Source organism: Providencia sp. PROV150 (genome assembly GCF_028481025.1).
In the GTDB taxonomy this organism is placed as follows: Bacteria; Pseudomonadota; Gammaproteobacteria; order Enterobacterales; family Enterobacteriaceae; genus Providencia; species Providencia hangzhouensis.
Map to the genome: position 1 here is coordinate 43,585 of NZ_JAMPPJ010000032.1, position 10,205 is coordinate 53,789.

Sequence of the window (10,205 nt, forward strand, 5' to 3'; positions counted from 1 at the left end):
CACCTTAATACTCACATAGGATGAAATAACTGTTACTGTGTTCAAGTTACCATAACCCATGGTTAATAACCTCACTAATTTTTAGCAGGGCTCCTATCAATGTCAGCTCTAAAATAATATATATCAATAGCCCCCAAGTGAGCGTAATCCACCAAGAATTAAACCACTTTAAAAATATCCATGGAAACCCAAAAATACGCGATACGGTTATCCCTGGTAACCTCAATTTTGGTATCCCTTTTGTCTTTGGTACTATTTGCCAGATGATAATTAACAAGAACATACCGCTAAACATGATAGTTCCCACCTGATTATCACCACCTTTAATTGTAATATTCACTACGTCAGCAATGACAGACATAATGAATACATATATCCCTGTTAGCACCATTATCGAAAATAGAAAATCTACCAATAAAAATATAGCGCCAAAAGTGTCTTTATTTTTATTTAAAAAGAAAAATAATAACGCATCACTAAGATATAAATAGAAAATAAAAATCATCGCAACTACGATAATAACCCGATTATCGATATCCGGAGACGGCGCCGCAATACAAAATATACTTCCCCAAAACATAAGAAGAAATAAATGAGAAAGAGAAAAACATACTCTAGGTTGACTGAAAAAAGCGGCCACTGCTGGATTAACTCGATCTGCAAGCTCTGGGTAATTTTGTATCAACTGCTGATATTGCTTCATCAACAAATCCAGCACCCCAGGTACTAACCGCATCCACCCAGTCACTTCTGCCTGCTTTCCAATTAAAAATTGCATTGTAAATGCTGAGATCGAGTACTTATGTGATGCTTCAATTTCGCAATCTTGCCATGCACGTTCAACAGCAGTTTTACGTAATTGATTTTGAATACCTTCTTGAATAAACATTGGAACCACACTGTCTGAATTATAATCATTTAACTGCCAATTCAATAATTCAGAAGCACAATCTACGGTCGATTCCATTAAGCCCTGCTGTTGTGATAATGCTTTGGCAAAATCCTTATGAAACTGAGCAAAAATGTGTAAATTGCCTTTTTCCATCACATGAGCCCAAAGAAAAGATAGCGCGGCCTTCCCTTTGCTTTCATTTTCCACAATCAGGCTCGCGACAGTATCAATTTCATCTTGAGTATAAACAGTTTCAGCCACTGCTATAGCAGGTAAAGGCTCATCTGCTACAAATGTATTTGATAACCAATCAGAAAAATAAATATCTTGATACCCGGTGTGGTCATTTAATAATACGGCTTCACCATAACTTTCGTCTTCAGAAGCAACTTCAGGCTGAGAACTCACTTGATAAGAGGATACGTTTTTTGCATTTTCAAATGCTTCTCTTAGCTGCTGATACTCTTTTGGATGAGTATCGGGTCGATATTTTTTGAGTTGCTTTGCATAAGCCCTACGGATTTCTTTTTCATCATGAGTGAACGGAATTCCCAATATTTGCCACATATCCATTAATGCAAATCCCTTTCATATCGTTTCAAAAATTGAACAACTTGCTGGCGAAATGTTGCGATCAAGCGTAAATCTTGGCTATTTAATGCTATCTCAAACTCAGTTGTTATCTTATCGACCCAAAGTCTGTCATCACCGAGCAAGAATTCATATAATTGAGAACAACGGGCTAACAATTCTCTATTTTCAGGCATATCCCTTGGATGCTGCTTTAACCCTGCAATTTTTGCCAAGCTGGCTGAAATTTGTGTCTCACTCATTTGGCCAGGTACCTTTTCAATCAATAACCGATAAACCTTAGGGCTACCTTGATAATGACACTCAACTTCAAGTAAACCATCAACCGTGTAAGTAAACCTAACTTCAATCGTCACTTCCCCGGCTGGTCGTGGAGGAATATCTATCTTTAATTCCCCAAGGAAAACATTATCTTTGACTAGGCGAGCTTCACCTTGATATACCTTGAGTAAAATATGCTCTTGGTTATCTACAATTGTACTTAGCTCCTGCATTTTACTGATAGGCAAGAAATTATTGCGTTCGATAATAGGAAGATAGTAACCAAATTCAAAACGCTCACCATGCTGTTTCGTGGTATCAACCCCCAATGAAAATGGCATGACATCGGTTAAAACGATATCATCCAAAGCGCAATCTGCCATTACCATACCTGCTTGGACACCAGCCCCTAAAGCAACTGCCTCATCAGGATTTAAATCATGCCGTGGAAATCGCCCGAAAAGACGAGCTACGGTTTGTCTAACGAGAGGCATACGTGTCGCCCCTCCCACTAGCAATATATCGTCAAGATCATTAAGCGAAAAACGGGAGTCATGCAATGCCTGTAAAATAGGTTGTTGAAGGCGAGCTAATAAAGGCTGACAACAAGTAGCTAGCTCTTGTTCTGTCATTTTCCATTCAAAATCTGACTCATTCCAATGCATAGAAACATAGCATTCTGGTGCTTGGCTCAAGGCTAACTTGAGATGTTCCGCCAATTTCAATAATTCAGGCCGTATCAGAAACTGATCTTTGTGTAATTCGGGGTACTTTTTCAACATCCACTGATAAATCACTTCACGAAAATCATCACCGCCTAAGCGTACATCACCACTACTAGCACAAACTTCGATAACGCCTTCAAACATATCGATGATCGATACGTCAAACGTGCCCCCTCCTAGGTCAAATGTGAGGTATTTATGTTCTTTATTTTCGAGTAACCCAAAAGCAAGTGAAGCAGCTGTTGGCTCATTTAATAACCTTACAACATTCAACCCAGCAAGCTGCCCCGCTGTTTTAACTGCGCGGCGCTGGACGTCATTAAAATAAGCAGGAACTGTAATTATGGCGTCTTTGACGGCATAACCTAACCATGCTTCAACATCATCTTTAAGTTGACATAACAACAAAGCGGAGACTTCTTCAGCACGAAATACAAGCTTACCTAGTGTTATAGTGGCATCGGTTCCCATATAACGTTTGAAACTCGCTTTAGTTATATTAGGATGACTTTGTAAACGTTCATGAGCAGCTTGTCCTACGATAATCTGGCCTTCATCGTCTAAACCAACCACAGAAGGCGTTAGAACGTTTCCTTGTAGATTAGGAATTAGGACTGATTTGCCATCTAACCACAAACTTACCGCACTGTTACTTGTCCCAAGGTCAATCCCCATTACTAAGTGTGTTGCCAAACAATCCATTTTGATTTATTCCTTATTTATCAAAAAATTAAATCCATATCATTATTGAAATAAATTAATAACCAACATTTTAAATGATAATGAGTTTTATTTAATAATAAAAAGTAAAGTTTTGGAATCGATATCAAATTGTAGGCATAAAAAAAGCGCAGCATTAACGCTGCGCTTATAGCAAATTACGTTATCTTATAAGATTATTTAGCTTTCGCTGCAAAACGTGCTGCTGCTTCATCCCAGTTCACAACTGACCAGAATGCTTTAATATAATCAGGACGGCGGTTTTGGAATTTCAGATAATAAGCGTGTTCCCATACGTCTAAACCGATGATTGGGTAACCAGATACGCCTGAAATAGCCTCACCCATTAATGGGCTGTCTTGGTTCGCTGTTGAAACTACAGCTAATTTACCGTCATCTTTCAGAACCAGCCATGCCCAACCAGAACCGAAACGAGTTGCAGCTGCTTTTTCAAACAGTTCTTTGAATGCATCAACGCTACCGAAATCACGCTCAATCGCAGCTTTTAATTCGCCTTTTAATTCAGTACCTAATTTCAAACCTTTCCAGAACAGACTATGGTTTGAGTGGCCACCTGCGTTGTTACGAACAAACGTACGTTGATCAGCAGGAATTTGGTCTAATTTTTGAATCAGAACATCGATATCTAAACCTGCTAATTCAGGTAGTTTTTCTAACGCTGTATTGGTGTTAGTCACATAGGTTTGATGGTGCTTAGTATGGTGGATTTCCATGGTTTGCTTGTCAAAATGTGGTTCCAACGCATCATAAGCATAAGGTAAAGCAGGTAATGTATAACTCATATTATTGTCTCCAGTGACGTAAATACCGCTATGTTTCTCATTTTTACCACAAGGCTCATAGGGTAAACACTTGCGTAACTTCGCACCTTGTGAATAACTATCTATTATAGTTATTTTACTGTTAATGAAAATCATTATCAAACCCATGAGAAATGTATGGATATTTATATTCGCTATGAGAACTTGTTTATTCAGTAACTAATACCAACAACCCCGCCATTTATTTTTCTTTAAATCTACCTTTTATTATATTTTTAGATTTATATATCAATTTGACATTTAGCATCAAATGATAATCCTGCAAATCTCATTACAATTAATACGTGATCTTCCGCGCAAAAGAAAAACAAATTTAAAAATCGTGCTTTAGTTAACCATTTTTTGACATAGTATTAACATCTGCAAGGAGATAATAATATGACTCAAATAACTAAACATCCCGTTCCTGCTGAAATTGCAAAAAATGCCCTGATAAACGAACAACAGTATAACGATGAGTACCAACGCTCGATTCAAGACCCTGAAGGATTTTGGGGCGAAAAAGGAAAAATCGTTGATTGGATTAAACCGTACACTCGAGTTAAAAACACCTCTTTTGACCCCGGGCACATCGACATCCGCTGGTTTGAAGATGGTACATTAAATTTAAGTGCTAACTGTTTGGATCGCCATCTGGCTGAAAAAGGCGACCAAACTGCGATTATTTGGGAAGGCGATGACCCTTCATCGTCAAAAAATGTCACTTACCGCGAACTGCACCATGATGTTTGTCAGTTTGCGAATGTCCTAAAACAACAAGGGATCCGTAAAGGCGATGTTGTCGCCATTTACATGCCGATGGTTGTCGAAGCCGCTGTCGCGATGCTAGCTTGTGCTCGTATTGGTGCTATACATACGGTCATTTTTGCTGGTTTCTCCCCTGAGGCGGTCTCTGGTCGCGTTATTGACTGTAAAGCAACGCTAATCATCACTGCAGATGAAGGCTTACGTGCTGGCCGTGCAATTCCATTAAAGAAAAATGTGGATGACGCACTCGCTAACCCGCAAGTCACTACGGTTTCTAATGTGATTGTTTACCAACGTACAGGCAATGCACCGAGCTGGGTCGAAGGCCGTGATCTCTGGTGGCACGACGTCATCAAAGGCGTCAGTGCAGATTGCCCTCCAGAAGAAATCAACGCAGAAGACCCACTGTTCATCCTATATACCTCTGGCTCTACAGGTAAACCGAAAGGCGTTCTGCATACCACTGGCGGTTATTTAGTCTATGCCACACTGACATTTAAATACACCTTCGACTACCATCCAGGTGAAGTCTATTGGTGTACTGCAGATGTAGGCTGGGTAACAGGCCATAGCTATTTGTTATATGGGCCATTATCCAATGGCGCTAAAACATTAATGTTCGAAGGGGTACCTAATTACCCAGCAGTTAACCGAATGAGCCAAGTGGTTGATAAACACCAAGTCAATATCCTTTATACTGCCCCAACGGCTATCCGCGCATTAATGGCCGAAGGCGATAAAGCCATTGAAGGTACAGATCGCAGCTCATTACGAATTCTCGGCTCCGTGGGGGAACCCATTAACCCTGAAGCTTGGGAATGGTTCTATAAAAAAATTGGTAACAGCCGCTGCCCTGTTGTCGATACATGGTGGCAAACCGAAACAGGTGGTTTCATGATCACACCACTTCCAGGGGCAACCATGTTAAAGCCAGGGTCTGCAACATTGCCATTCTTTGGTGTTCGCCCTGCATTAGTCGATAACCTTGGTGAACCTATCGAAGGCGCCACAGAAGGTAACTTAGTGATTGTTGATTCATGGCCGGGCCAAGCCCGAACCTTATTCGGCGATCACGAACGCTTCGAGCAAACCTATTTCTCAACCTTTAAAGGCATGTACTTTAGTGGTGATGGTGCTCGTCGTGATGAAGATGGTTATTACTGGATCACTGGCCGTGTTGACGATGTACTGAATATTTCGGGCCACCGTTTAGGTACCGCAGAAATAGAATCAGCGCTCGTTGCACATCCGAAAGTGGCTGAAGCTGCCGTGGTCGGTATTCCTCATAATATTAAAGGCCAAGCAATCTATGCTTATGTCACATTAATATCTGGGGTTGAGCCATCACCAGAGCTATACACCGAAGTTCGCAACTGGGTTCGTAAGGAAATCGGCCCTATTGCCACCCCGGATGTACTTCACTGGACGGATTCACTACCCAAAACCCGTTCCGGTAAAATCATGCGTCGCATCCTACGAAAAATTGCATCAGGAGACACCAGTAATTTCGGAGATACCTCCACTCTGGCTGATCCAGGTGTTGTCGAAAAACTACTCGAAGAAAAACAGTCTATGAGTATGTCATAACGCCAAAAGGCCAACTCATAGAGGCGGCCTTACATACATCCCAACAAGATGGTTTACTCTAAATAATTCGAGGTGCAGCTAGGCGACAAGCGAACGAAACACGAGGAGCATACATAAGTATGTGACTCGTGTGAGTGAGTGCAGTCAACAAAGCTGCAACTTGAAGTATGACGAGTATAACAGAGGAGAACTCTGATGAATGCTACTGCTTACGAAAAGGTAGAGGATAACCCTCGCTTTCAAGAACTGGTTAGGAAACGTAGTCGCTTTTCATGGTTGTTATCTGCAATAACGCTCGTGCTGTATGTGGGTTTTATTTTTCTTATCGCTTTTGACCCAAGCTGGCTTGGAACACCAATATCCGAAGGTTCATACATAACAAGAGGGATCCCTGTTGGTGTAGGGCTAATCGTCATTTCGTTTGTACTCACTGGGCTTTACGTCATCCGAGCCAACGGTGAATATGACCGCTTAACGGCAGAAATTTTAAAAGAGGTAGAAAAATGAAAATATTGCTCTCACTCATTCTCTTTTTTACCTCATCAATGGCGTTTTCTGATGCATTGACAGGGGATGTTGAACGCCAGCCTGTAAATATTCAGGCGATTGTGATGTTCTTACTGTTTGTCGGCTTCACTTTATATATTACCTACTGGGCGTCAAAAAGAACGCGTTCTCGCTCTGATTACTACACTGCGGGCGGGAAAATTACCGGTTTCCAAAACGGGATGGCTATCGCGGGTGACTTTATGTCTGCTGCCTCCTTCTTAGGGATCTCTGCTCTGGTTTATACCTCTGGCTATGATGGCTTAATCTACTCGATTGGCTTCTTAATTGGCTGGCCGATCATTCTATTCTTAATTGCCGAGCGCTTACGTAATTTAGGTCGCTATACCTTCGCTGATGTTGCTTCTTATCGATTAAAACAAAGACCAATTCGTATTCTATCTGCGGTTGGCTCTCTGGTTGTTGTTGCACTGTATCTTATTGCTCAAATGGTTGGTGCGGGTAAATTAATTGAATTGTTATTTGGTCTCAATTACCACGTCGCGGTTGTTATTGTGGGTATATTGATGGTGCTATATGTCCTATTTGGTGGAATGTTAGCCACAACTTGGGTGCAAATTATTAAAGCCATCTTGTTATTAGCGGGTGCAACATTCATGGCCGTTATGGTTATGAAGCATGTTGGCTTTAACTTTAATACCTTATTTAAAGAAGCCGTTGAAGTTCATAAAAATGGTATTGCCATTATGAGCCCAGGAGGACTGGTTTCCGACCCAATATCCGCCTTATCCCTTGGTCTTGCATTGATGTTTGGTACCGCTGGCCTCCCTCACATTATTATGCGATTCTTCACCGTTAGTGACGCTAAAGAAGCTCGTAAAAGTGTGTTCTATGCCACTGGATTTATCGGTTACTTTTACATACTAACCTTTATTATTGGTTTTGGTGCCATCGTTCTAGTCAGTTCCAATCCTGCATTTAAAGATGCTACTGGAGCACTTATCGGTGGAACAAACATGGCTGCTGTTCACCTTGCAGATGCCGTCGGTGGCAATTTCTTCTTAGGCTTTATTTCTGCAGTTGCATTCGCCACTATCCTTGCTGTTGTTGCTGGTTTAACCTTAGCAGGCGCCTCCGCGGTTTCTCATGACCTATATGCGATGGCAATGAAAAATGGTAAAGCGGATGAAAAAGATGAATTACGTGTCTCTAAAATTACCGTTGTTATCTTAGGTTTTGTTGCAATTGGCCTCGGTATTTTGTTTGAAAAACAAAACATTGCCTTCATGGTCGGCTTAGCATTCTCTATTGCGGCTAGTTGTAACTTCCCAATCATTTTACTGTCGATGTACTGGCGTAAGCTGACAACTCGCGGTGCATTGGCTGGCGGTTGGTTAGGGCTAATTACTGCTGTTGTTTTAATGATTTTAGGACCAACCATCTGGGTCAGTATTCTTCACCATGAAAAACCAATCTATCCATATGAGTACCCAGCCTTCTTCTCCATGATTGTTGCATTTGTTGCTTCATGGCTATTCTCTGTAACAGATAATTCAGAACAAGGAAAAATGGAAAGAGAGCGCTTTAAAGAGCAATTTGTTCGTTCACAAATTGGACTCGGTATTGAGCAGGGTAAATCACACTAAACCTAACTTTATTGCCACACCAAACGGCTCAGTGTATCGAGCCGTTTTTTATTAATAGTTTATTTAAACCTCTTTTAGTTTCATCATTATTTCTCTTGAGATTACCCTATAAATCAATAGGATAAATCAAATCACATAAAGAAGTTGATAGTATATTTAACTCTTTTTATCAGAAGTTTTATATAAAAAATCCTTCTTTCTACGTAGAGAAAAGAAGGATATTAATAACATTGAAGAACTTATTTTTGTTTTCGTTATTCGATACTATCTTGCATAGTGTTGTCTTTCTACATCAGCCCAATTTTCTACTAATGAATAAAACTCTGCTGAACTTGTTTTTCTTTCTTCTTGTAATTTTTTAAATTCTTGCTTGTTTTTCGGCGTATAACGAGAAAGTAACTGGTCTAATACAATATTTTTATCTGCGAATCGGGAACCTAGTTTTAATTTTTTATACAGCACTACTGTAATCAACCCACTGATAGCGAGCATTCCAATGACAGTGACAAAGCTATAGTCAATGCCAAGGGTATTTCTCACTGTATTTAACAGTAAAAAAGGAACAAAAAACATCACTAATAAAGAAAGAATAGTTGCACCGTCTTGCCCATTATTAAATTCATTTTCTTTCTGTTTATTTACAGAAATAATTTGGTCGAAAATTCGATGATTAGCGCTTTTTGATTTATTCATCTGACCCACCTTTGCTATACAAATATTGTTTACACGAAATACCATTCATTAAAAGGTATAACTTGCTTAGCTGGCCTATCTTTCATATCTGGATGTAAGTTTCTTTCCTTTGAAAATTTCACTTATAAGCAAACTTCATCGGTAACGTGATAGCTGGATATACTATTAACTACCTAACACAGTATAAATGTAAGAAATTGAAACATCAATTTAACAATTTTTATATAAAAAAATAAATAATCGTGCGCTTATTCATTAAAAATATACAAACAAAATAGTTAATTTATTTATGAGTAAAATTGGTTATTTTATTTTTATCTATTGATATTAATGAATTTATTGTTCAAATAATGACTTACTTGGGTTACTTAATTAACACCATAAAAACCATTAAAACTATAAACATTATAGGGCAAGTTAAGAATAATCCTGTCAGATAATTTCGTTAAGTCATTATTATTTTTAATAGATCATAGATTATCTATCAACCAGAGAGTCAAATCACACAGCAATTGCACTCGGAGATATAAACTTATCTAACCTACCTCTACCACCTTTGCTGTAAAGCTGTTATTTACTATTTTGCCCCCTTCAATTACATTTACCATCTCAATATCCCAATACAATAATTACGAAACCTGAAATATAGTCATCACTAAATATATATTCTTTGTCATCACAATTTATGAGCTTTTACTTGCTACTTTATGTTTCTTAATCACATTTATCACTTAAATACAAGGAATTGAGTTTTCCTCCTACCCTCCTCGCCCATTCCCTATACGGCTAAAAAGAGAGGTGAGTTGTTACTTACTACTTTGCATTTAAAATATCCATTCAGCACACCAATACAACCGCTTCTCCCCCACTGCTTCTCCTACCCCTGTCATCCCACCATCGCCAACAGCCACCGCCCTTTCAACAAGTGAGTTGTTACTGACTACTTTGACTCAAGCGGTATCATTCATCACCGTGATGGGGAAACACCCAATCT

Annotated in this window: 7 protein-coding genes; 3 read left to right on the forward strand and 4 right to left on the reverse strand. The window is 39.5% G+C overall.

Going from position 1 to position 10,205, the window contains the following annotated elements:
• Window positions 1-46: 46 nt before the first annotated feature.
• The 3 genes from PSE83_RS19145 to sodA form a co-directional block, all read right to left on the reverse strand.
• Window positions 47-1,465 (reverse strand): J domain-containing protein, encoded by a 1,419-nt coding sequence (locus PSE83_RS19145; RefSeq protein WP_096863474.1) that lies wholly within the window; start codon window positions 1,463-1,465, stop codon window positions 47-49.
• Window positions 1,465-3,171 (reverse strand): Hsp70 family protein, encoded by a 1,707-nt coding sequence (locus PSE83_RS19150; protein WP_272661031.1) that lies wholly within the window; start codon window positions 3,169-3,171, stop codon window positions 1,465-1,467. The genes PSE83_RS19145 and PSE83_RS19150 overlap by 1 nt, the downstream gene beginning before the upstream one ends.
• Before the next feature lie 194 nt (window positions 3,172-3,365).
• On the reverse strand, window positions 3,366-3,992 hold the full coding sequence (sodA, locus tag PSE83_RS19155; RefSeq protein WP_004906628.1) for a superoxide dismutase [Mn]: 627 nt from the start codon (window positions 3,990-3,992) through the stop codon (window positions 3,366-3,368).
• 417 nt (window positions 3,993-4,409) lie between these two features.
• Here sodA and acs point away from each other — a divergent pair, with 417 nt between their 5' ends.
• From acs to actP, 3 genes are all read left to right on the forward strand, one after another.
• Window positions 4,410-6,365, forward strand: coding sequence for an acetate--CoA ligase (acs, locus tag PSE83_RS19160; protein WP_004263242.1), 1,956 nt, complete (start codon window positions 4,410-4,412; stop codon window positions 6,363-6,365).
• Window positions 6,366-6,560: 195 nt separating this feature from the next.
• Window positions 6,561-6,872 (forward strand): DUF485 domain-containing protein, encoded by a 312-nt coding sequence (locus tag PSE83_RS19165; protein WP_004263244.1) that lies wholly within the window; start codon window positions 6,561-6,563, stop codon window positions 6,870-6,872.
• A complete protein-coding gene (gene actP / locus PSE83_RS19170) occupies window positions 6,869-8,518 on the forward strand; it encodes a cation/acetate symporter ActP (protein WP_004263246.1) in 1,650 nt (549 codons plus the stop codon). The genes PSE83_RS19165 and actP overlap by 4 nt, the downstream gene beginning before the upstream one ends.
• Before the next feature lie 264 nt (window positions 8,519-8,782).
• Here actP and PSE83_RS19175 read toward each other — a convergent pair whose 3' ends face one another.
• Window positions 8,783-9,211 carry a hypothetical protein gene (locus PSE83_RS19175; RefSeq protein ID WP_036958622.1) on the reverse strand — a complete coding sequence of 143 codons (429 nt, stop codon included), beginning with the start codon at window positions 9,209-9,211 and terminating at the stop codon, window positions 8,783-8,785.
• Window positions 9,212-10,205 lie beyond the last annotated feature (994 nt).

What these genes read in the sequence shown, in the direction of transcription:
- PSE83_RS19145 (WP_096863474.1), bottom strand. Translation starts at nt 1,465, where the DNA reads ATGGATATGTGGCAAATATTGGGAATTCCGTTCACTCATGATGAAAAA.
- PSE83_RS19150 (WP_272661031.1), bottom strand. Translation starts at nt 3,171, where the DNA reads ATGGATTGTTTGGCAACACACTTAGTAATGGGGATTGACCTTGGGACA.
- sodA (WP_004906628.1), bottom strand. Translation starts at nt 3,992, where the DNA reads ATGAGTTATACATTACCTGCTTTACCTTATGCTTATGATGCGTTGGAA.
- acs (WP_004263242.1), top strand. Translation starts at nt 4,410, where the DNA reads ATGACTCAAATAACTAAACATCCCGTTCCTGCTGAAATTGCAAAAAAT.
- PSE83_RS19165 (WP_004263244.1), top strand. Translation starts at nt 6,561, where the DNA reads ATGAATGCTACTGCTTACGAAAAGGTAGAGGATAACCCTCGCTTTCAA.
- actP (WP_004263246.1), top strand. Translation starts at nt 6,869, where the DNA reads ATGAAAATATTGCTCTCACTCATTCTCTTTTTTACCTCATCAATGGCG.
- PSE83_RS19175 (WP_036958622.1), bottom strand. Translation starts at nt 9,211, where the DNA reads ATGAATAAATCAAAAAGCGCTAATCATCGAATTTTCGACCAAATTATT.